Source organism: Flavobacterium ginsenosidimutans, from assembly GCF_037478105.1.
GTDB classification, from domain to species: Bacteria; Bacteroidota; Bacteroidia; order Flavobacteriales; family Flavobacteriaceae; genus Flavobacterium; species Flavobacterium ginsenosidimutans.
Window position 1 is genome coordinate 4,612,447 of record NZ_CP147988.1, and the last position, 21,661, is coordinate 4,634,107.

The window sequence follows — 21,661 nt, forward strand, 5'->3', positions numbered from 1 at the left end:
CGCAGTTTTCAGTCTCAGACATCGTTAACACTGAAAACTGCGACTGCGACTGAAAACTAAAATTAATTTTACTTAGCAAGAGAATACCAACTGCCATTTTTATCTTTTAGAATATTTTCTATCGAATATTGACTTGCTTCCTTTTTACTTAATTGATGTGCCCATTTTACTCTTTTTGATGGCTGAAAACCTTCTCCTTTGCAATTATATTCGGCATAAAAAGCTTTTTTTTCTGCTTCTGGTTTCGACCAATTTTCCCAACCTTCTGGTTTAATCTGTTTTCCCATTTCACAATTAATGAAAACGGTTTTAGCATAAATACGCCACGGACGACCTAAATAAACGTCTTTAGCATCTGAATTTGCGGTTAGTTTACAATCAATAAAAACAAATCCGAATGGAGCTCCCTCTGGAGTTGAAGCTGCAGTAATATAAGAGCTTTTGATACTATGAATCGTACAATTTTCGAATAAAGCAGTTGCACCTCCAAAAATAAAATCTGTAGTTCCTTCGATATAACAATCTTTAAAATATTGCTTTGCTTCTTTTCCAGACAAATACAACGTATCTTGATTTCCTAAAAGATTGCAATTTGAAATCTTAGCACGACTAGCAACAACTGATAATGCAATCGCTTGTCCGCGTTCTCCCGAAGTATTTTTGATGGTTAAATTTGAAGCAGTAAAATCATCTCCTTCAACCAAAAGTGTGTACGTATAAAAAGTGCTGTTTCTTCCTAAACCAATTTTCGAGAAATTATCATCATATGTAATGATGGTGTTTTCTTTGCTTTCGCCTAATAAAACCACATTTGTATTCCATTCTGGAACTCTAACTTTTTCATTGTAAGTTCCGTTTTTTATAAATATCGTTACCTTCTCATACGGAAACGCGGGAGTTGCATAAATTGCATCTTGAATTTTAGTAAAATCTCCAAAACCGTCCTGTGCAACGGTAATGTAATTCACGTTTTTCTTTTCAGTAGCGCCTACTTTTGTTCCGTTTTTAACTGCCCAATCTGGAAACTTTTTTAAAACTTCTTGCGGAGCTTCAGAATACCACGAATAACCATTTCTTCTTTCTGAACCAATTTGATCCAAAGATTTTTTTCTAATTCCATCACGGTCGCAGAAAAATGGCTCATTGGTTTCCAAATCCATAAATCTTGCCCAAATTGGTGTTGCATTAGTTGCAGAAATCATCTTTTTATCTACAATTTTTCCAGCATCATTTAAGACTCTTTTCTCTTCTAAATTGGTGATTTTTGTTTTTTCAAACCATGCTACAGCACTTTTTACTGAAGTAACAATCTCTGGTGATGGTTTATCAATTGACATTAAAAGCAAAACAATTTTTGTCGATTCATATCCGCTTAAAGAAGCCAATTCAAAAGCTCTTGCATTTGCTGGCGCCAAAGTAACTTCGTCATGCTGCGCGCACCATGCAGTTAAAACTCCATTTTGTTTGTATTGCGTTTTTAAGATACAGTCAACTCCTTTATCAAAAGCTTTTTTACATTTTTCGACAATTTCACTGGAAGGTTTTATGCTGTAATAATCCGTTTGATCGGCAACGGCTTTTATTACATTCATAATATTTACCATCGAATCGTCATTATAGGTAATATGCGTATAATATCCTTTTTTCAATGGATAAAATTGCGGCCATCCGCCATTTGCATATTGTGCTTCAAGAAGATAATTCAATCCTTTTAGGAAAGATGCAGCGTAACGTTCGTCTTTTACTTGGCCATACATTTTAGACATAAAAAGCATTTCTTGACAAGTTGCCCCATTGTCTGTTGTTGTTTCTACAGCCGTTTTTTTAAGCGCAATTAAATCTTTCTTTTGCTTTTCTGTCAGTTCATCTTGCATTTGAATATTTTTTGGCCATCCGCCAATATCTCTTTGATAAAGTAAAACATTCTCTGCTATTTTTTTTGCCTCCGCCGAAGCAAACCAAGAAGCATCATTCTTACGAATAATTTCTGACCATCTTTTGTATGTGTTTTGGGCTTTTACAGCAAAACTGCAAAGACAGAAAAAAAGTATTATTTGTTTTTTAAACTGCATCATTTCCTTCTTATTTAGTTACTCTAAACCAATCTACTTCCACATTTCCAGAATCGTTTTTCACTTCTTCGCCCAAAGCAAAAAGTCCGACTTTCGCACCAATCCATTTTCCTTCTTTTGCATTGAAATTGCTCCCAATGGCTTGATAATTTTTATCGTCTAAACTATAGAAGAAACTGCAAATTCCGCCTTTTTTAATTTGTACTCTTAGGTAAATAGTGCTGTTTTCTATTAAAATAGGTTTTGTTTCTTTTTCTGAAACCGTTTTATCAAAAGTTCCTGTTTTTTGGCTTAAATACAATTTTCCGTTATCGTTTTTAAAAGACAAATAACTATAGTCTAATCCCATAACAATCAAACCAGTAGATTCGCCTTTTATTCTGGAATTAAAAGTCAGTTTTGTTGTTGCTGTAAATTCTTCGGCAGGAAATTTTTGAAGTAATAAATTCGGAGCATTAAAGATATTTTGAGTTGTTGTTGCACAAAATAAATTCAAGTATCCTAAACTTGTTGGAAATCCCCAATTGATTTGTTTATTGGCTTGCCATTGCCATTGTAAACCTAATTTCGGCGAATTAAATTCATCTGATTCTGCTGGAGTTTCTATTGGATATTTTTTACCAACATTTGGCTTTTTGAAAGTTGTAACGGGTTCTCCAATTCCATTATTATCAAAATCTTGTCCCATCACTGGCCAATCATTTACCCATTTCATTGGCTGTAAATGCACAATTCTTCCGTAAGCACCTTTATCTTGAAAATGAAAAAACCAATCTTCTCCCGTTTGCGTAGTGACCCAAGCGCCTTGATGCGGACCATTTATATTTGTTGAACCTTGCTCTAAAACTTTTTTCTTTTCATAAGGCCCGAAAACATTTTTCGATCTTAAAACAGTCTGCCAACCAGTTGGAACGCCACCTGCAGGAGCAAAAATGTAGTAGTATCCATTTCGCTTATAAAACTTTGGGCCTTCAATTGTGCCTTCACTTTCATGTCCGTCAATCACCATTACTTCATCATGATTTACAACAGTTCCTTCAGGATTCATTGTACAAACTACCAACAAACTTTTAATCTGAGCCCGACTTCCTGCAAAAGCATGAACTAAATACGCCTTCCCATCTGTATCCCAAAGCGGACTTGGGTCTATCAATCCTTTTCCTTCTTTAACCAAAATCGGCGCAGACCAAGGCCCTTCAGCTTTTTTTGCTTTAATCATATAAATTCCAAAATCAGGATCTGGGTAATAAATGTAAAATTCATTATTATGATAATTAATGCTTGGCGCCCAAACTCCGTTTCCGTGCTGTACTCTATCGTAAGTTTCAAATGGAGGCTGTTTTGCTAAAGCATATCCAATAATTTTCCAGTTTACCAAATCTTTAGAATGCAAAATCGGCAAACCCGGAATGCAGTTAAAAGAAGAAGCTGTCATATAATAATCATCGCCTACGCGAACAACATCTGGATCTGAATAATCAGCATGAAGAATCGGATTTGTAAATGTTCCGTCTCCATTATCAGATACCCAAACTTGCGCGTTATTCTTCTGAAAAGAAACTATACAGAAGAGGAATATGATGATTTTTATGTTTTTAATTTTCATTTCTTTACTAAACGTTTTTTGTCATTTCGACGAAGGAGAAATCACACTAGAAACTCCGTACAGAATGTCGCCAATCTTTGTCGAATTACGAGTGTGATTTCTCCTTCGTCGAAATGACAAGATTGTATTTGCTTTTCTCAATCGACAATCAACAATCAACCATTAAAATTATCTATTCAATTCTAAAGCTGCCAAAATAAAAGGCCCAGTTGCTTTTGGATCGTTGTCTTTTTTTCTTTCGTTTACATAATATTCGTAAGATCCATCACGGTATGGATTTCCTCCTAAACCAGCAACTTGACAGCAGTTTGTTAAAGTGATTCCACCATCTTCATCTACTTTTTTGATTAACACTGTAGATAATCCGTCAAAAGCTTTATTGGCTGCTTTTTTAAATTTAGATGGTAAATACCCTTTGTTTGCACCTTTTGCAAAAGCATAAGAAAACATAGCAGATCCAGAAGCTTCTAAATAATTTCCTTTTTCACCGCCTTTATCCGTAACCTGATACCACAAACCTGATGATTTATCTTGAAATTTAAGTATCGCTTCAGAAGCATTATTTAAATATTGGATCAACTCTTTTCTCTTTGGATGATCTTTTGGCATATAATCTAAAACATCAACCAAAGCCATAACATACCAGCCTAAAGATCTTGACCAGAAGTTTGGTGAATTTCCTGTTTCTTTATTTGCCCAAGGCATTTGTTTGCTTTCGTCCCAACCGTGATATAATAATCCCGTTTTTGGATCCGTAGCATTAAGCTGAATTAATTCGAATTGTTTTGCGATGTCGTCGAAGCTTTTTCCGTTTTCAAATTTAGCAGTGTATTCTGCATAGAATGGCTCTCCCATATACAGACCATCCAACCACATTTGGTTTGGATAAATTTGTTTGTGCCAGAATCCACCACTTTGAGTTCTTGGCTGTTCTGAAAGCTGTTTACGAATCAATTGCATTGCTTTTAAATACTTGTCTTCTTTTGTATAGGCATAAACATCAAAAAGCAAACGTCCTGGTAATACTAAATCAATATTGTATTTATCAAATTCGTAAGTATTAATGCTTCCGTCCGCTTGCACCAAATTATCGACATACCCTTTTATGTACACTTTGTATCTAGGATCTGGATTTTTTTTGTATAATTCTTCAATTGAATGCAATACTAAAGCGTGAACATAATCCCACTTTGGTTTTTTAGCGTCGTCGATCATGTATGCCTCTGGGTGGCGTTTCATCAATGTCAAAGCCATTTTATCGGACCATTTCAGATTTTTTCCAATTACGATATCATTTTTTGCAGGCTCTTGAGAAGTTACTTTACAACTTGTAATAGTCATAACGCAGATCATCAAAACCGACATAAAATAACTATGCTTTCTATTATTTTTCATTTCAAAATATATTAAAATTCTACTATTTTTCTAATTCAATTGTGGCCAATAAAAATGCTCCAAGACCTATTGCGCCATTCTCTTTTGTTTTGGAAGACAGATAATAATTGTTTGTGCCATCTCGGAAAGGTTTTCCTCCTAAACCAACATTAGATGAAACATTCAAAATATTGATTTCTCCTTTTTTATCGACTTTCACAAACTCTTTTACAAAACTTTCAAATGATTTTTTAGCTGTTGTTTTATAGCTTGAAGACAAATACCCTTTATTGGCTCCTTTTGCAAAAGCATAAATAATCATTCCAGAAGCCGATGGTTCAACGTAATTTGCATACAATTCTGGCTTATCTGCTACTTGATACCATAATCCAGATTCGCTTTTGTATTGATTTACACTTTTTGAAATCTGTTCTAAATAGCTTACCAAAACTTTATACTTGGGATGAGATTTTGGAAAATAATCTAAAGTTTCAACCAAAGCAACCATATACCATCCAATACCGCGTCCCCAAATTGTTGGCGAAGCTCCCGTTTGTTTATCTGCCCAAGCAATCTCTTTACTTTCGTCCCAAGCTTGGTAAACCAAACCTGTTTTTTTATCTACAAAATGATTCTGAACTAATTCGAATTGTTTAGCAATATCATCTAAGCTTTTTCCTTTTTCGTACTTAACGGTAAATTGCGTATAGAAAGGTTCTGCCATATACAAACCATCAATCCACATTTGGTTTGGATAAATCTGCTTGTGCCAGAATCCTCCACTTGGTGTTCTCGGCTGACTTTCCAATTGATTTCTCAGCTTTCCAATAATCTGTAAATAGCGCGAATCTTTCGTTTCATCATACAGATTAAAGAGCAATTTTCCTGGATTTAAATAATCGATATTGTATTCTTTTATATCGTATTTTTTAATATTTCCAGTGCTGTCAATCATTCCATCAACATAATCTTTGATATACTTCTGGTATTTTTTATCGTTTGTTTTTTGATATAATTTTTCAAAACCAGACAATACAAAACCCATTTTATAATCCCATTTTGGTCTGTCATTTCCGTCCAGTTGCCAAGCATTTGGATATTCATTTAAAATGGAAAGCGCTGTACGCTCCGACCATTTTAAATCGTATGAAATAACAGTATTTTCAGAATCAGCTTGATTTTGAGCATTGATTTTATTTCCAAAAAACAACAGTAAAATCAATGTCGCTTTTAAAAAATTGAACTTCGCAGAAAGAGATTTATGCATAAAGATTACGTTTTACATTTTACCTTTTTTATTTAGCACTTCTAATTGTTTATCTAAATATTTAGCAAATTCTTCTTTTGTTTTAATTCCGTTAACTTCTTGTTCCCAAGCTCCTAAAAGATAAAAAGTAACTGCTTTTGTTGTTGGTTTGAAAACTAAAAGGTAATCTAAATCCGTATCTGCTACATTTTCGATACTACTAATTTCATAAAAAATTGCCATACCTAACTTATCAGGAACCAAAGATTGTTCTCCGTAAGTTGCCAAATAAGCCCATTTTTTATTTTTACTTTCTTTTTTAAGCAATTCAGCCGTTTTTGTCTTTACAATTCCAGTACAGATTCCCTTAATTGCTTGTGAAGCTTTAATAGTATGCTGCGTATATAATTGATCTGGTTTTATCGTTAATTCTGAAATAAAATCAATTTTATCTGAAGCAGTTTTCCATCCATAATAATTCACTTTTACCACAGATTCATTCGATTTATTAGCAACTGTGGCAATAGTTGAATCTACTTCACGGAAGTGTAATTTTTCATTATTTAAATAACGATCGATAGAACCAATTCCGATTCCTTTTCCTGCTTTTAGAATATCTGCGCCCCAATCGCTCATATTGTGATACGAATCGAAACCATCTTGCCCAACTATTGGAAGGATATTTTCAGAAGTCTTTTTTCCAAAAATATCAATAGCATTTCTCCAATCTAAATACAAACGATAGCCAATTCTGTTATTTTCCCATCCTGGCCCTTCATAACGAATATCAAAAGAGTGATCTGTATGTTCTGGAGCCAATTTTAATCGGTCCACATTTTTAAAAACCGTTCCGCCTTTATACTTTCTGCCTTCCCATTTTCCGTCTGTTTTTGCAGATATTTCGGCATAAGTTTTATTGGTTTTAATATCATACTTCTGCGCATTTACGGCAGTTAAACCCGCGAAAAATAAAATTGCTGTGGTGATTTTTGCTTTCATTTGTATTCTAAATTATTTAAAAATTTTATCTAAAAATCGTACGCTGTACGAAATTGTCTGTCCAAACCAAGGTTCGTAAAACCAAAATGAATGAGGTGAATCTGGAAAAGTCTGCACTTCATTATAAATTTTATTCTCATTCAAAATCTTAATCATATCGTCTCTTCCTGCATGAAATCTCGGAATACTGCTGCAGATATATAAAACTGGCGGCGTATTTTTATCGGTATGACTTAGCGCCGAAGCATTTTTCCAGTTCTCAGGAATTTCATCTGATTTTCCACCAAGCCAAAAAGCAGCCATATCTCCTTCTGATGATTCTGGATGTTTGAATGCTAAAACCCCGTCTACATCAATAATAGCATTTACTTTTGATGAAGATTTACTTTTAAAAGAAGGATCTTCGAAAAGAGAATTATTATTTGTCGTTCCTATTAACGATGCCATTTGTCCCCCAGAAGAACAGCCTAAAACCGCTATTTTATTAGGATCAACATTAAATTTTATAACATTGTCTTTAATGAATTTTATAGCATTTTTTACATCTATAACTCCCGTTGGATATTTTGCTTCTAATGACAATCTGTATTCAATCGAGAAACACGAATAGCCTTTTGCCGCAATTTCTTTTCCAATAAACTGCATCTGGCTTTTGTTTCCTGATCTCCAACCTCCGCCGTGAATCAATATTACAGCTGGATTTTTTTTCTTTTTGGTGTTAATGAAAGCATCAAAATGCAAAATTCTATCTTGTTCTTGATTGTAAACCAAATCGAAGCTTTCTTTAACTTCTGGGTTTGGCTTAATTTCTGGAATTGTGATGAACGGATATTTCTTAATTAATTTCGTAAAAGTACTTTTGATTGTATACGATGTATCAACCTTATATTGCTGGCTGTGAACCGCAATAACATTCAAAAACACTATTAAAATTAATTTACTTCTCATTTCATTTCTGACTTTTCAGTTAAGAAAGGAGTTCGACTACAGTCAAACTCCTTTTTAACTACTTCAAAAAACATAGTTCTCAAAAAACTAACAAATTACTAATAACCAGGATTTTGAGGAAAATCTTTATTCTGATTCAAATCTAAAGCTGATTGCGGAATTGGTCTTAAAATTTTAAGTTTACCATCTACGCCAACAAAATTTGCTTCTTTTATCTTATAATTATGAGCTGAAGCTCTTGCCACTAAAGTTCCTGTACGTTTTAAGTCGAACCAGCGTTTGTATTCTCCTAATAGTTCGCGTCCTCTTTCGTCTAAGATATAATCGATATTAAATTGAGCTAAAGTTGCATTGGCAACACCTGCTCTTCTTCTTACTTCATTTAAACGATCTAATCCTGTTCCTGGATTTCCTGCTTTTAAATAAGCTTCTGCTGCAACTAAATACGTTTCTCCAAGTCTAGAAACAATAATATCTCTTGTACTTACTGGTCCAGTACTTGATGGTGTAGTTGGATCTGGATCGTCAAATTTCTTAACCGGAATAGTGTAACAGTCTAAGTTTTTAATTAGCGTATGCGCTGCAGAATATTCTCCCCAAGGATGGTATACAAATGTCGAGGCTAATCTAGAAGCATTAGTTGTCATATAAGCCGTTTTGTCTGCTTCAGTAAACCATTTTGGCTCGTAAAAATGTCTTATTTTTAGAGAAGATGGATTTGAGCTTCTGTAGTACGGATAGTATAAAATAGTTTTTGTAACTCCGTTTGTTGTTTCAGGTCCCTCTAAAATTTCGGTCATGAAAGTAGCATTCCATCTTGCATCACCTTTTTCATATAAACCTAAAGCATAATCTGTCGGACATAAATTGTAACTTCTTAATGGAGCTCCTGTTTCTGCTCCTCCTAAATAGGAACTAAAATAGTAAAACTGATTGTTTCCCAATTTTGTTGGATCTGTACTTGTAGATGCTTTATCGTATTGCACAGAAAAAATCGTTTCTGCATTTAAATCATTTCCAGGTTTAAATAACTGATCGAATGCAATTGCTAAAGTCTGGCCACCAATTGCTGCATCTGCATAAGCTGCTGCTTTAGAGAAATCATCTGCTTTTCCGAAAGTTTCATATCCTCTTGTTAAATACACTTTTGCCAACAAATCGTTTACGGCTCTTTTGTTTACTTTTCCAGTAGTAGCATAAGCCGAAGTTCCAACATTAGCTAATGCAAAATCTAAATCTGCAATAATTTGTGTATATACTTCTTCTGCAGTATTTCTTGTAAAAAATAAAACTGGAGTGGTAATATTATCCAAAACAATCGGCACACCACCATAAGTCTGCACTAATAAGAAATATGCATTTGCTCTTAAATAACGAGCTTCACCTACAAGTGTATTTAAATTTGGTGTTTGTTCTGTAATTGTAGAATAATAAACAGTCTTATTTACTGCCTGGATCTGCTGGTAACAAGAATTGTACAAATCTGCAACATTGTCTGAAGAAGGAATTAAAAGCGCGTATTGGCTTAATCCTGCTGGCTCTGGAGTTCTTCCTTCTGCATACATATCGGTTCCAGCTTCAAAAAGCCATGGATTTCCACCATAAATTCCTTTCAGCCAAGCATAGTTCGTATTTACCAATAACTGGAATCCTGATGCCGTTTTGTATGTTGCGTCTGCTGGTACAAAAGAGCGGCTATCTTCTTCAATATAATCACTGCAAGAACTTACAGCTGCAGCAATTATTCCTATCATTACTAATATTTTTTTCATTTGAATATCTTTATTAAAATTTAACACTTAATCCCAATTGTGTAGTTACTGCCGCTGGACGGTTTACTCCAAATGGAGAAGCTGCCCATTCTGGATCGTAACCATCAAAATCTGTAAACACAAATGGATCTAGAACGTTTACATAAATTCTGAAATTAGAAATTTTTAGTTTTTTCAATAATTCAGAATCTAAAGTATAACCTAAAGATATATTTTTGATTTTCACATAAGAAACATCTCTGTAGTAACCAAATAAAGAAGTCCAATATGCACCTGCACCTGTTGCTACTGGTCCTGGTCTTGGGTTTGTATTATTTGCATTAGCCTCAATTCCTGTACCATTGGTTGGAATAAAGTAATCCATTGCTAATTTTTGGCGTCCTCTATCGCTTACATCGGCAAAGTTTTGGTGGAAAGTACTTAAAACAGTTTGCCCTTGGCTTGTTAAGACAGAAAAATTAAAATCAAATTGTCCTACAACTAATTTAGAATACAAACTTCCTTGCCATTCTGGATTTGGATTTCCAATTACCGTTCTATCATCTTGATTAAATTTACCATCTCCGTTTAAATCTTTTGGTCTTGCTTGACCAGGAGCCATTCCGTAAGATGCTGCCTGAGCGGCTTCGCTTTCTTGCCAAACTCCATCATAAACATAATTGTAATTTGGGTTTAATGGCGCACCAAGTATTAATTTGTTTCCAATATCACTTACTTTATCCTGATTGTAAATTGACTCTAATTTATTTACGTTTTTAGTAAAAGTAAAAGTCGTTTCCCAAGTTACTTTCTGAGTTTTAATGTTTTTTGTAGTTAATAAAGCTTCTATACCTTTATTACTAACAGATCCAACATTTGCAAATGTATTTTTCCATCCTGATTCTGATGGCAATTGCTGTTTGTAAATCAAATTGTCTGATAATCTATCATATACGTCTACTGTACCCGTAATTCTATTTTTTAAGAATCCAAAATCAAGACCTAAGTTATACTCTCTTGTTTTTTCCCAAGTCAAATTTGGATTTGCCAAATTCTCTGACTGCCAACCTGGAACAACATTTGAACCTGCGGCATAGAATGTCTGTTGGTTTAAAAGTGCCTGAGATGTATAAGGAGCTACGTTATCATTTCCTGTATAACCAATACTAGCACGCAATTTTAAATCTGAAACAACTGAGCTATTTGCTAAAAATGACTCTTTACTAAGTTTCCATCCTAAAGCCAATGATGGAAAACTTTCCCATTTGTTGCCTTCAGATAAAACAGACGAACCATCCCATCTTGAAGAAGCGGTAACCAAATATTTGTCTTTAAACGCATAGTTTAAACGTACTGCATACGAGTTTAAGGTATTTTTCGCAAAAGCCGATTTTATTACATAACTCGTTTGCGCACCAGAACCCATATTATCTGTCCCTACATCAAAAGGCTGGTTATTAGAATACATGTAAGAGTTTTCGTCTGTGTTTGAATACAAACTTTGCAATAATAAAACACTTACATCGTGAACTTCATTGAAAGTATGTTTCAAATCGATTTGATTATCCCAAGTATAATTGAAGTTGTTTACGTTTTCTAAAGTTGCTGAGTTTTTCCCGTTTAAGGTTACCCCTGCATTTGTCTGTGCTGTGTAAGATTTTGAATTTTGAGTATCCATAATTCCTGCAGCAAAAGTTGTTTTAAACGAAAGCCATTTTAGTGGCTGATATTGAAAATACGCATTTCCTACAGTTTGCCATGTTTTTTCTGTTTGAGAAGAATTAGCAATCTCCATTAACGGATTCACTGTCGAAGTTTTGTTAATAGCCCAAGAGCCATCAGGATAAGTCAATTTTCCTGGCAAGAAAAATAAAGTTCCAACTTTCTCATTTCCTTGCGCATCAATTGCCCATGGAGACATAAGTGGACTTAATCTAAAAGCATCCTGCATTGCCAAATCACTTCCTAGTTGGTTATCTAATCTTGCAATTGTAACATTTACTCCTGTAGAAAATTTATCGTTTATTTTATGATTCAATCCTAATTTAAAAGAATATTTATCTGTTGCATCATTTTCTATAAGTCCGCGATCGCTTTGGATTCCGAATCCTAAGTTATAGCTTAAACCAGAATCTGAACGTCCAGAAATATTTAAATAATTATTCTCTGTCATTCCTGATTGAAGTACTGCATCATACCAGTCAAAATTGTAACCGCTGTTAGCACGAGAAACCAATAAAGGGCTCTGATTTCCAGCTAAAGTGGCTAATTGTGCAGGAGTTTGCGTAAGAGGTGTCGCACTCATATAAGCAACTTGGTGGAATTTCCACCACTCTTCTCCTGTCATCATTTTTGGTAATCTCGTTGCTACTTTATTTCCGTAAGAAGTGTCAAAAGTCACGCTAATTCCAGCTTTTGCGCTAGTTCCGCTTTTTGTTGTAACAATGATAACCCCGTTTGATCCTCTAGAACCGTAAATTGCAGCAGAAGAAGCATCTTTTAAAACGTCCATTCTGGCAATATCCTGTGGATTTAAGAAATCGATTCCATCCATTGGCACACCGTCTACAACGTATAAAGGCGAAGAACCAACCACACTTGGGTTATTGGAGTCTGCAATTAAGGAATTATTTCCTCTAATTACTACTTTAAATCCATCTCCTGCACGTCCTGATGAAGACGAAATCTGAACCCCAGGCGTGCTACCTTGAATTGCCTCTAAAGGATTGATTGTATTTCTTTCGGTAATAGTTGCGGCACTAATTGTACTAACAGATCCTGTTAGGTCTGTCTTTTTTACAGAACCATATCCAACGACAACAACTTCTGTTAATGCGTTTGATTGTTCAGCTAAACTTACATTGATTTTCGTTTTTCCAGCAACACTTACTTCTTGTGTCTGAAATCCTAAATAGCTAATTATTAAGGTCGCTTTACTGTTTGATACATTAATTTTAAAACTTCCTTCAAAATCTGTCGAAGTTCCATTTTTAGTTCCCTTTTCATTAACGTTTACCCCTGGCAGCGACATTCCTGTAGCGTCGGTAATCTTCCCTTCAATTGTTGTTGACTGTGCATATATAGAACTGCACAGCAAAAAATTCAGGAAAAAGAAAAATACAAAGCACTTCTCTTTTTTCTTAGATAATTGTTTAATACTCATGTGGTTTAAAGTTTGGTTAATTGATAGTGTTTAGTTGTTAATAGATTCTACTTTTTTCTCATTGATATAGGTATTTATAAAATTTATGTTTTTTACGTTTTTTAATAAATAGACAGAATCTACCTTCTGGATTTTTACATTTTTTAGTGTAATATTTTCTACTGGAGACTCTTTGTATCCTTCTGCCCAAACGCTGTATTTTCCACCGTTTTTTACAGTTACATTCTCTAAGCTTACATTTCTGATTACTGGAATAAAGTTGCCTGTCTGAGAACCATAGACATTGTAAAACATGTTTAGTTTTAAAACACATTCTTTTACCTTTCCAACTTCAAGATTTCGAACATAAATATCTTCAATGACTCCTCCTCTTTTCGAATTGGTTTTGATACGAATGGCGCGATCCAAATTTGGACTATCCATTACGCAATTTTCGACGAAAACATTATTCACTCCAGCTGAAATTTCACTTCCAATTACAACTCCCCCATGACCATCAATCATTTTACAGTTTTGTACAATGATATTTTTACTCGGAATTGCAACTCTTCTCCCATCCGCATCACGTCCTGCTTTAATTGCAATACAATCATCACCAGTATTGAAAGTGCAGTTTTTAATTAAAATATTTTGAGAATATTCAGGATCACAGCCATCATTATTTGGGCCGTGACTGTTGACTGTTACGCCATCAATAATCATATTATTGGTTTTTATTGGATGTAAAATCCAAAAAGGGGAATTGATTATTTTGATATCTTTTATTAAAGCAGTATTGCATTCAAAAAATTCAATAAAATTTGGTCTTAAATAACGTCCATCTCCAAAGACTCTTTCAGAAACTGGAACTCCTTTTTCTGCCATCTCAACCAAAACTTCACGATTTGTTGGATCGTTTTGAGAAGGAATTCCTTTTTTCCAACCGTAGTTTTTTCCTCCAGACCAAATCCACCAATTTGTACCGTCGGCCTGACCGTTTAATGTTCCTTTTCCTGTAATGGCAATATTGGTTTTATTCTTCGCATAAATTAATGGTGAATAATTCATCAATTCTGTTCCTTCCCAAGAAGTATGAACAATTGGATAATCGTTCGGATTTAAACTAAAAAGAATCTCTGCATTATCTTCTAAATGCAGATTTACATTGCTTTCTAAATGAATTGCTCCTGTCAAATACTTTCCGTTTGGAACCAAAACCTGTCCTCCACCATTTGCAGCACATTCTTTTATTGCTTTTTGAAAAGCCAAAGTGTTTAATGTTTTACCGTCAGCAACAGCTCCAAAATCATTTATATTATAAATCTTACTTGAAAAATGAGTTTGCGGAATACTTTTTACAACCAAATCCATTTTTTTCCACGGATTATCAGAAGAAACTGAAGAAGTATGTTTTGCGCACGATATGATTAACAAGCCAAGAAAGGCTAAAAAAAGAATCTTTTTAAATGTTATGGTCTTATTTGTAATCATTTGCACAGTATTTCCATGTTTAATACCGAAAACATTGAAAAATCATGTAATCGATTACACGAAAGTAGAAAAATTGTTCTAAGAGACCAAATTAATTTAGAAAAAAATTATATATTTAATTTTTATTAGAAATTATAATTACATTTAATGCAAAAAATTAGATAATTTATTATCATTGTAGAATCTAAAACGTTTTAGTTTTTAGTTATGGTAATCGATAACAATTTTTATTACATAATGAAAAAAAATGTACTTTTGTCTAAAAATAATCTGAAAAACTTTTTTTTGAATGAGTGAAAAAGTAACTATTTACGATATTGCTGAAAAATTAAACATCACAGCTGCAACGGTTTCCAGAGCGTTAAACAATAATCCTAAAATAAAAGAGGCCACGCGCGAACTTGTTATTAGGACTGCAGCAGAGATGAATTATAAGCAGAATAAACTGGCGTTAGCTCTAAAGAGTGGTCGCAGTAATAATATCGGAGTTATTGTTCCGCGTATTGACAGCAACTTTTTCGCCTCAGTCATTAGAGGAATTGAGGAAGAACTTTATCCTCATGGCTATCAGGTTATTATTTGCCAAACTCATGAAAGCATCAAAAGAGAAAATGAAAATCTTCATACTTTAGTAGATGCTCAAGTTGACGGAATTATAATGTCTGTTACTGGTATTTCAAACGAAAACGACAGCGCTTTTAGAAATGTATTAGAAAAAAATGTACCGCTGATATTTTTCGATAGAAGTAAACATATTGACGGTGTAAGTTCTGTAACGATTAATGATTTTAAAGGAGGCTATTTAGCTACCAAACATTTAATTGATGAAGGTTGCAGAAACATTGCACATTTCTCCGGAAATCAATCTTTAGATATTTTTAAAAACAGGTTTTTAGGTTATAAACAAGCGTTATTAGACAGCGGATTAACTTTTAAAGAAGAATATGTTATCCACACAAAAAGTAGCGTAGAAGCTGGTAAAGAAGCTGTAGATATTTTATTGAACTTAGAAACACCTCCAGATGCTATTTTTTCTGCTAGTGATTTTGCTGCTTTAGGTGCTATTCAGGAACTTCAATTTAGAAATATAAGTATTCCAAATGAATTTTGTGTAGCAGGTTTTAGTAACGAGCCTTTTACTAAATTTATGGAGTTATCAATCACATCGGTAGATCAGTCTCCATTAGAAATGGGAAAAATGTCTGCTCGTGTTTTCTTAGAACAGGTTGCCAAAACTGACACTATTAAAATCGAAAAAAAGGTCGTTCTTGCACCAGAATTACATATTCGTAAATCTTCTACAAGAACTAATTTTTAATTTTCCACCATAAAGTTATATAAAAGGCTATCTCAAAAGGATAGCTTTTTTTGTAAGCTCCAGAGGAGCGAAATATTTATAGAAAAAGATAAGCGGTTACAACACAAAGCTCCAGCGGAGCGACATATTTTTCAGCAATCTAGATTTATGTCGCTCCGCTGGAGCTTTATTCTCGATGACAAATTGTTATCTATAAATATTTCGCTTCTCCGAAGCTTTCTCAAAAAAAAAAAAAAGAGACGCACTATTGTGCGTCTCTACATATAAACCTTTGTCACTTTGTATCTCTGTACCTTTGTACCTAAAAACTAAAGCGAAACTCCTCTTTTCCAAGGAATAAAATCGTTCTGATTTAAAATAGCAGCTTTTGTTTTAATGTTACCGCTGGCAACATCAATAATAAACTCAAGCATTTCGTCAGCCATTTCATCAATTGATTTTTCTCCAGTGATAATTCCTCCAGTATCGATATCGATAATATCAGACATTTTGTTTGCTAACTGTGTATTTGATGAAATCTTTACAACTGGCGCAATCGGGTTTCCTGTTGGAGTTCCTAAACCTGTTGTAAACAATACCATATTTGCACCAGAACCTACCATTGCAGTTGTACATTCTACGTCGTTTCCTGGCGTACATAACAATGTAAAGCCTGGTTCGTTAATATATTCTCCATAATCAAAAACTCCTGTAATTGGCGATGTTCCACCTTTTTTAGCAGCACCAGCCGATTTCATAGCATCTGTAATTAAACCGTCTTTAATGTTACCTGGAGAAGGATTCATATCAAATCCTGAACCTGCATCAACAACTGTTTTTTCGTACCATTGCATTAAGTCTAAGAAACGTTTTCCGTCCTTATCATCTACACAACGATTTACTAATTCCTGTTCTACTCCACATAATTCAGGAAATTCAGAAAGAATTGTAGTTCCTCCCAAAGCAACTAAATGATCAGATAAAACTCCCAATGTTGGGTTTGCAGAAATTCCAGAGAATCCGTCAGATCCACCGCACTCTAAACCAATTCTTAGTTTAGATAATGGAGCGGGTTGTCTCTTAATTTCGTTTGCTTTTTTTATGGCTTCAAAAGTATCTTTTACAACACTGCTCAACATCGTTTCAATTGTTCCGATAGATTGCTGATCGTAGATTAAAACAGGCTTTTTACTGTTTGGATTAATAGCATCTAAAGCTTCTTTAAAAATCGAAATCTGAAGATTCTGGCATCCTAAACTCAAAACAGTTGCTCCAGCTACGTTTGGATTGTTTACATAACCCGCCAAAAGCTTCGCTAAACTGTGAGAATCCTGACGAATTCCACCGCAACCACCTTGGTGTGTAATGAATTTTACTTCAATATTATTGAATAAATTAGCATCGTTTGAAGCTTCTTGATTTCCTGCTCCACCCGTTTCTGACTTCACTAAAGAACGCAACAATAACTGATAATCGTTCTCTTTCGGCTTCATCAACTCCTTCTCAAAAATATCTTTTAAGATTTCGATGTTTCTGTTTTCACAAAAAACTAATGGAAAAAATAACCATACATTTTCTGTTCCAACCTGTCCATCTTCTCTATGATAGCCCTGCCACGTTCTGTCTTTCCATTTGTCAACATTTGGAGCATTCCAGCCAATAGTTTCAGTTTTACCTGTAACTTTATCACTTTCGTGTTTTACGTTTGCTGTAGAAAGTAAACCGCCTTTTTCAATTTTAGCGCTTGCCTTTCCTACTAAAACACCATACATAATGATTCTGTCCCCTACATTAAAAGGAACCATTGCAATCTTATGTTTCATTTTTACATCAGACTCTACGGTAATTGATTGTCCTTCAAAATCAATCACTTCGCCTGCAGTAAGATCCACCAAAGCAACCGCAACATTGTCGGTTGGGTGAACTTTTATTAATTTTTTCTGCGTTGCCATAATTAACCTTTGTTCTTTGTTCTTTTTGTTTTTCTCTTATTTTCAACCCTTTGAGCAAAATTACTTTCTTCTAAATTTTACTCATGAGCTTAGATTTAAATCTGTGTAAATCTGCTTTGATCTGTATAAATCTGCGTGAAAATCAATGCGCAAAAATAATTTCACGCAGATTTTAAACGATTTTAGCAGATCAAATTAGATTTTTATTCATTGAAACAAACTATTTCTTAGCCCAATCCACAAAATGGATTTATTTTATTCTTTCTTGAAACTTAGCAAAGCCAGCTTCAATTCCGTTTGAATCTATTTCTTCTAAAGCAATTGTAATTGCTCTAGTTAAACCTGGAATTTCCGTTAAATCCTCATCCCAGAAACCTTTGTTTTGTAATGTTAAACGAGCAATTTTCTCGTAATCATCAGACTTCCAAAGTCCATTGAAGAATGTTGTAATATCTTCGCTGTCATTCACTGGTAAATCCTGTCCGTTCCAAGTTCCTTTGTAGAAACGAATTAACGCCGCAAAAGCGAAAGTTAAATGAACAGGAAGTTTTCCGTGAACATCAACATAACCTGTTAAACTAGGTAATACACGAACTTTGAATTTAGAAATTGAATTTAAAGCGATCGAAGACAATAAGTGCTTTACGAATGGATTTCTAAAACGGTCTAAAATCTCTTCAGAGAAACTAGCCAATTCTGATTTATCCATGTTTAAAGTTTCATTGATTTCTTCAAATAATGCTTTATTGATAAAATCTCCTGTAAACTGATTATCAACCGTTTCTTTTACAGTTTCGTTTCCGTAAAGCAAAGAAAATGGCACCATTGCTGTATGCGCTCCGTTCAGGATTCTAACTTTACGAGTTCTGTATGGCTGCATGTCAGAAATGATTTTTACATCTAAATCTGTTTTATGAAATGGAAGTTTTGCTTTTAATTCATCATCACCTTCAATAACCCATAAGAAGAAAGTTTCTGCACTAACAATCAAATCATCTTTATACGAAAGCTGTGCATTGTATTCTTCGATTTGATCTTTTGGATAACCTGGAACAATTCTGTCAACCAAAGTATTATGGAAAGAACAATCGTTTAGTAACCAAGAAACAAATTCTTGTTCCAATTTCCAATCTACACAATACTTCAAAATAATTTCTTTTAAAGTATCTGAATTATAATTGATTAATTCGCAAGGAATAATCGTTAAAGCTTTATCTGAAGCACCTTTAAAGTGTTTGAATCTTTCATGTAAAAGAACAGTCAATTTCGCTGGGAAAGAAACTGGTGGCTGCATTGTAGGCAAATCTGAAGCGATGTATTCAATTCCGGCTTCAGTTGTGTTTGAAATAATAAAAGCCAATTCTTCTTCTTTAGCTAAAGCTAAATAATCTTGAAAAGAAGCATAAGGATCAATCGCTTTTACAATATTAGTAATCAATTCTTTTTCTTGAATTTCTTCACCTTTTTTAACTCCTTTCATAAACAAAGTATACAATCCGTCTTGCGCATTGATCATGTTTACCAAACCTTTATCGATTGGCTGAACCACTGCAATACCAGCATTAAAATCAGCTTCTTGATTTAATTTTTGGATAGCATATTCAACAAAAGCTCTTAAGAAGTTCCCTTCTCCAAATTGTACGATTTTAATCGGAAGTTTCTCTGTAAGTCCCGCGTTTGATCTGTTTATTTTTTCCATTTTGAATTCTAAGTTAGTTGTGTTATAAATAACCATTTACAAACCCTATTTCTTCATTTCTGCCTTTAAAATTGTAAAAGAAACATCACACCCAATTGAGTAAAATAGAGCCTGCTGTGAGGAATGGCGAGCTAAATTTTTCAAGCGTAATGTTCTATTACAATCTCTAAAAATCTAAAAAAAACTTATTAAAATAAGGGGTTGGCATGATTACTCCTTATTTATTTTCGAATGTTTTTTATAATATCAAGAACCTGTTTCACTTTTGCAGTTAGTCCGTCGAAGTCTTTGTTTTCTAATATGTCTTTTGAAATCAATTGTGAACCTAAACCAACACAAGTTGCGCCTGCATTTAGCCATGAACTCAAACTTTCAACCGTTGGATAAACGCCTCCAGTAGGCATTATATTCGTCCAAGGACACGGACCTTTTATCGCTTTTATAAATTCTGGTCCGTAAGTATCTGCTGGAAATAATTTTACAATTTCACAACCTAATTCTTCTGCTCTTGCAATTTCTGTCAAAGTACCGCAGCCCGGAGACCAAAGCACTTTTCTGCGATTACAAGCTATAGCTATATCTTCTCTGAAAACTGGTGTTACAATAAAATTTGCTCCTAAACTCATGTACAATGAAGCCGAAGCCGCATCTGTCACAGAACCAACTCCTAGAATCATTCCTGGAAGTTCTGCTAAAGCGTATTTGTTTAAAGCTCCAAAAACTTCATGTGCAAAATCACCTCTACTTGTAAATTCCATCAATCTGGAACCGCCGTCGTAGCACGCTTTTAAAACTTTTTTACTTAGCTCAATATCAGAATGAAAAAATAACGGAACCATACCATTATCTTTCATTGTCTGAGCTACTTCAATTCTTGAATATTTTGCCATTTTTATTTAAAATTATCTTGATACTAATGCAGAACCATCACCATCAATCATATTTTCCACTTCTTTTAAAGTAACCAAGTTGTAATCTCCAGCAATAGTATGTTTTAGACAACACGCTGCAACTGCAAAATCTAATGCTCTCTGATTGTTATTTTGATATTCTAATAAACCATAAATTAATCCACCCATGAAAGCATCACCGCTTCCTACACGATCAACGACTGGAGTAACTTCTTTAACGGCTGCACTGTAAATTGCTTTTCCGTCGTATAAAATTCCGCCAATTCTCTGGTGAGAAGCGCTAACAGAATAACGAAGCGTAGTTGCTGCAATTTTCAGACTCGGAATCAATTCAAACAATTTATCGTAAACTGCTGGAAGCGATTTTTCGTCCTGATAATTCGGATTCACTTTCGGAATTCCAAGCATGAAATACGCTGTATCGATATCTCCCAAAATCACATTACTGTATTTCAGCATTTCTGGCATAACCTCGCTCGGAGTTTTTCCATATTGCCAAAGTTTTGATCTATAGTTTAAATCACATGAAATTTTAATTCCTAATTTATGAGCGACTTTAATCGCTTCTAAACAAGCTTCTGCAGCACTTTCTGAAATTGCTGGTGTAATTCCGCTCCAGTGAAACCATTCAGCTCCAGCTAGCACTTTTTCCCAATCAACCATACCTTTTTGGATTGTTGACATGGCACTGTGCGCACGATCGTAAACTACATTGCTTCCGCGAGTTCCTGCTCCAGTTTCTAAGAAATAAATTCCTAAACGTTCTCCTCCGTAAACAATGTTTTTAGATTCGACATTCATTTTTCGCATTTCTTTTAATGCCGAAAAACCAATTTCGTTTTCAGGTAATCTGGTTACAAATTCAGCGTTTAAACCATAATTCGCTAGCGAAACGCAAACATTGAATTCGCCGCCACCATACGTAGCACCAAATGCTGTAGATTGCGAAAAACGTAAATGTCTCTCTGTCGATAAACGCAGCATGATTTCTCCAAATGCAACTACTCTACTCATATATCTTTATATTTTACCATTAAGGCATTAAGAAAATTAAGCTTTACTTTATGTTCTCTTTGCGATTAAAGGTTAAGTTTATTAAGCCTACTCGCTTAATTATCTTTTTATTATTAAGTAACTATTTAAACCCAAAACTTAATTTTCTTAATGCCTTAA

14 protein-coding genes are annotated in these 21,661 nt (G+C 34.2%); 1 reads left to right on the forward strand and 13 read right to left on the reverse strand.

What is annotated here, in order from left to right; translation table 11 throughout:
* Window positions 1-68: 68 nt before the first annotated feature.
* The 9 genes from pelA to V6624_RS19850 form a co-directional block, all read right to left on the reverse strand.
* Window positions 69-2,075, reverse strand: coding sequence for a pectate lyase (gene pelA, locus V6624_RS19810; protein ID WP_338839932.1), 2,007 nt, complete (start codon window positions 2,073-2,075; stop codon window positions 69-71).
* Window positions 2,076-2,082: 7 nt separating this feature from the next.
* A complete protein-coding gene (locus V6624_RS19815) occupies window positions 2,083-3,678 on the reverse strand; it encodes a glycoside hydrolase 43 family protein (protein ID WP_338839934.1) in 1,596 nt (531 codons plus the stop codon).
* A gap of 168 nt (window positions 3,679-3,846) precedes the next feature.
* Window positions 3,847-5,073, reverse strand: a complete 1,227-nt coding sequence (locus tag V6624_RS19820) for a glycoside hydrolase family 88 protein (RefSeq protein ID WP_338839936.1) — start codon at window positions 5,071-5,073, stop codon at window positions 3,847-3,849.
* 22 nt (window positions 5,074-5,095) lie between these two features.
* Complete coding sequence (locus V6624_RS19825) at window positions 5,096-6,319, reverse strand: glycoside hydrolase family 88 protein (protein ID WP_338839938.1); 1,224 nt, start codon at window positions 6,317-6,319, stop codon at window positions 5,096-5,098.
* 12 nt (window positions 6,320-6,331) lie between these two features.
* On the reverse strand, window positions 6,332-7,297 hold the full coding sequence (locus V6624_RS19830; protein ID WP_338839939.1) for a DUF4861 family protein: 966 nt from the start codon (window positions 7,295-7,297) through the stop codon (window positions 6,332-6,334).
* 12 nt (window positions 7,298-7,309) lie between these two features.
* Window positions 7,310-8,245: an alpha/beta hydrolase gene (locus tag V6624_RS19835; protein ID WP_338839941.1), complete on the reverse strand. Its 936-nt coding sequence runs from the start codon at window positions 8,243-8,245 to the stop codon at window positions 7,310-7,312.
* Window positions 8,246-8,343: 98 nt separating this feature from the next.
* Window positions 8,344-10,017 carry a RagB/SusD family nutrient uptake outer membrane protein gene (locus tag V6624_RS19840; RefSeq protein ID WP_338839942.1) on the reverse strand — a complete coding sequence of 558 codons (1,674 nt, stop codon included), beginning with the start codon at window positions 10,015-10,017 and terminating at the stop codon, window positions 8,344-8,346.
* A gap of 13 nt (window positions 10,018-10,030) precedes the next feature.
* Window positions 10,031-13,159 carry a TonB-dependent receptor gene (locus V6624_RS19845; RefSeq protein ID WP_338839944.1) on the reverse strand — a complete coding sequence of 1,043 codons (3,129 nt, stop codon included), beginning with the start codon at window positions 13,157-13,159 and terminating at the stop codon, window positions 10,031-10,033.
* A gap of 30 nt (window positions 13,160-13,189) precedes the next feature.
* The gene (locus tag V6624_RS19850; RefSeq protein ID WP_338839945.1) at window positions 13,190-14,629 is read right to left on the reverse strand and encodes a glycoside hydrolase family 28 protein; all 1,440 of its coding nucleotides are present in this window, start codon (window positions 14,627-14,629) and stop codon (window positions 13,190-13,192) included.
* A gap of 289 nt (window positions 14,630-14,918) precedes the next feature.
* On the opposite strand from V6624_RS19850, the gene V6624_RS19855 reads away from it, so the two are divergent.
* Window positions 14,919-15,947, forward strand: coding sequence for a LacI family DNA-binding transcriptional regulator (locus V6624_RS19855; RefSeq protein WP_111289506.1), 1,029 nt, complete (start codon window positions 14,919-14,921; stop codon window positions 15,945-15,947).
* A 308-nt stretch (window positions 15,948-16,255) separates the two neighbouring features.
* Here the strand turns inward: V6624_RS19855 and V6624_RS19860 are convergent, their stop codons facing one another.
* From V6624_RS19860 to V6624_RS19875, 4 genes are all read right to left on the reverse strand, one after another.
* The gene (locus V6624_RS19860) at window positions 16,256-17,878 is read right to left on the reverse strand and encodes a UxaA family hydrolase (protein WP_111289504.1); all 1,623 of its coding nucleotides are present in this window, start codon (window positions 17,876-17,878) and stop codon (window positions 16,256-16,258) included.
* 250 nt (window positions 17,879-18,128) lie between these two features.
* Window positions 18,129-19,577, reverse strand: a complete 1,449-nt coding sequence (locus V6624_RS19865) for a tagaturonate reductase (RefSeq protein WP_338839946.1) — start codon at window positions 19,575-19,577, stop codon at window positions 18,129-18,131.
* A 221-nt stretch (window positions 19,578-19,798) separates the two neighbouring features.
* Window positions 19,799-20,467: a bifunctional 4-hydroxy-2-oxoglutarate aldolase/2-dehydro-3-deoxy-phosphogluconate aldolase gene (locus V6624_RS19870; protein WP_338839948.1), complete on the reverse strand. Its 669-nt coding sequence runs from the start codon at window positions 20,465-20,467 to the stop codon at window positions 19,799-19,801.
* A gap of 12 nt (window positions 20,468-20,479) precedes the next feature.
* Window positions 20,480-21,502, reverse strand: a complete 1,023-nt coding sequence (locus V6624_RS19875) for a sugar kinase (RefSeq protein WP_338839949.1) — start codon at window positions 21,500-21,502, stop codon at window positions 20,480-20,482.
* Between the last annotated feature and the right edge of the window lie 159 nt (window positions 21,503-21,661).

Bases quoted from the DNA above. Each gene is read 5' to 3' on its own strand.
- pelA (WP_338839932.1), bottom strand. From the start codon at position 2,075: ATGATGCAGTTTAAAAAACAAATAATACTTTTTTTCTGTCTTTGCAGT.
- V6624_RS19815 (WP_338839934.1), bottom strand. From the start codon at position 3,678: ATGAAAATTAAAAACATAAAAATCATCATATTCCTCTTCTGTATAGTT.
- V6624_RS19820 (WP_338839936.1), bottom strand. From the start codon at position 5,073: ATGAAAAATAATAGAAAGCATAGTTATTTTATGTCGGTTTTGATGATC.
- V6624_RS19825 (WP_338839938.1), bottom strand. From the start codon at position 6,319: ATGCATAAATCTCTTTCTGCGAAGTTCAATTTTTTAAAAGCGACATTG.
- V6624_RS19830 (WP_338839939.1), bottom strand. From the start codon at position 7,297: ATGAAAGCAAAAATCACCACAGCAATTTTATTTTTCGCGGGTTTAACT.
- V6624_RS19835 (WP_338839941.1), bottom strand. From the start codon at position 8,245: ATGAGAAGTAAATTAATTTTAATAGTGTTTTTGAATGTTATTGCGGTT.
- V6624_RS19840 (WP_338839942.1), bottom strand. From the start codon at position 10,017: ATGAAAAAAATATTAGTAATGATAGGAATAATTGCTGCAGCTGTAAGT.
- V6624_RS19845 (WP_338839944.1), bottom strand. From the start codon at position 13,159: ATGAGTATTAAACAATTATCTAAGAAAAAAGAGAAGTGCTTTGTATTT.
- V6624_RS19850 (WP_338839945.1), bottom strand. From the start codon at position 14,629: ATGATTACAAATAAGACCATAACATTTAAAAAGATTCTTTTTTTAGCC.
- V6624_RS19855 (WP_111289506.1), top strand. From the start codon at position 14,919: ATGAGTGAAAAAGTAACTATTTACGATATTGCTGAAAAATTAAACATC.
- V6624_RS19860 (WP_111289504.1), bottom strand. From the start codon at position 17,878: ATGGCAACGCAGAAAAAATTAATAAAAGTTCACCCAACCGACAATGTT.
- V6624_RS19865 (WP_338839946.1), bottom strand. From the start codon at position 19,577: ATGGAAAAAATAAACAGATCAAACGCGGGACTTACAGAGAAACTTCCG.
- V6624_RS19870 (WP_338839948.1), bottom strand. From the start codon at position 20,467: ATGGCAAAATATTCAAGAATTGAAGTAGCTCAGACAATGAAAGATAAT.
- V6624_RS19875 (WP_338839949.1), bottom strand. From the start codon at position 21,502: ATGAGTAGAGTAGTTGCATTTGGAGAAATCATGCTGCGTTTATCGACA.